This window comes from Acinetobacter lactucae, from assembly GCF_013344765.1.
Classification (GTDB): domain Bacteria; phylum Pseudomonadota; class Gammaproteobacteria; order Pseudomonadales; family Moraxellaceae; genus Acinetobacter; species Acinetobacter lactucae_A.
The window spans coordinates 1-1,566 of record NZ_JABVBF010000308.1; the positions used below are offsets into that span (position 1 = coordinate 1).

Consider the following 1,566-nt stretch of genomic DNA (forward strand, 5'->3'; position numbering starts at 1 on the left):
ATTCAAAGATAATTGCATATTTATTTTTTTCTCCTAAAATGATTTTTTACTAAATTGTCGTTACAGTTTTTTATATGCAATCATTAAATTATCGGAATAATGATGCATCGCAACATGGAAGTTCTGCACCTTTGAAACGAGCAATGAGTACTCGACATTTGGTGATGATCTCCCTTGGCGGTGCCATAGGTACAGGTCTTTTTTTAGGGTCTGGTGATGTAATTTCTCAAGCAGGTCCCATTGGCGCAATTATTTCTTATTTTTTGGGCGGTTTAATTGCCTATACCGTGATGTTATGTCTTGGTGAATTGGCGGTCCATGTGCCGGAATCAGGTTCTTTTGGGGAATACGCTCGTCGTTATATCGGTCCGGGTACGGGCTATATGATTACTTGGCTTTATTGGTTAACTTGGACTGCAACTTTAGGAACTGAGTTTACCGCTGCGGCTTTATTGGTTCAGGAGTGGTTCCCATCTACCTCGGTATGGGCTTGGACTCTTTTTTTTGGCGCCTTAGTTTTTTTTCTTAATATTAGTTCAACTCGATTATTTGCCGAATCTGAATTCTGGTTAGCACTCGTCAAAGTTGTCACAATCATCTGTTTTATTGGTTTGGGTTTATTGGCGATCTTCGGTTTTATTCCTTACCAAGGGCATGAGACAGCGCCATTATTCAGTAACCTAACTGCTCACGGTTGGTTTCCAAATGGTCTTTTCCCAATTTTTGCCACCATGCTTATTGTTAACTTTGCTTTTTCTGGCACAGAGTTAATTGGGGTGGCGGCTGGCGAAGCTGAAAATCCAGCACAGACAGTTCCTAAGGCAATCAACGCAGCTATTTGGCGTCTACTAATTTTCTTTGTGGGTACAATTGTGGTGATTAGTTCGTTACTACCATACCAACTCGCAGGACTTAGTGCGAATGAAGTAAGTAATAGCCCTTTTGTAACCGTATTTAATTATATTGGGATTCCCTACGCAGAAGACATTATTCGCTTTGTAATTATTACTGCTTTACTTTCTGCTGCGAATTCTGGTTTGTTTGCTGCTTCACGTATGATGTGGTCGCTTTCGGCGAAAAATCAATTACCAAAAATATTTTCTAAATTAACTCCTTCGGGAACACCTATTGTTGCTATTACTGTAACGATGTTTGGGGCAATTCCTGGCTTACTTTCAGAACAATTTGCACCAGAAACAATTTTTAAGAATTTGTTGGGTGTTGCAGCTTTTACAATGGTTGTGGTTTGGATTGCGATTTGTGTTTCCCAATTTAACTTCCGTAGACAATGGTATAAGTCAGGTAAAACAGCAAAAGATTTACGTTTCGCAGCACCTCTTTTTCCTCTTACTCCAATTGTAGGTGGGCTATTCTGTATCATTACCTGTATCAGCATGGTGTTTGATCCATCCATGCACGTTGGTTTTATTTGTTGCATTATTTTTATTCTTCTTTGCTATGCAAGCTATTTCATTTTTTATCGAAACAAAGATGAAGTACAGAGCTAAGCTTGTAAGCACATAGAAATGTAGTTTTAGAGGTCCCATATGGGGCCTTTTTTATGGC

Annotated in this window: 1 protein-coding gene; it reads left to right on the forward strand. The window is 39.2% G+C overall.

Features of this window, described 5'->3' with window-relative positions; genetic code table 11:
- Positions 1-74: 74 nt before the first annotated feature.
- A complete protein-coding gene (locus HUN22_RS16915; protein ID WP_174731827.1) occupies positions 75-1,508 on the forward strand; it encodes an amino acid permease in 1,434 nt (477 codons plus the stop codon).
- Positions 1,509-1,566: the final 58 nt, after the last annotated feature.

What these genes read in the sequence shown, in the direction of transcription:
- HUN22_RS16915 (WP_174731827.1), top strand. Translation starts at nt 75, where the DNA reads ATGCAATCATTAAATTATCGGAATAATGATGCATCGCAACATGGAAGT.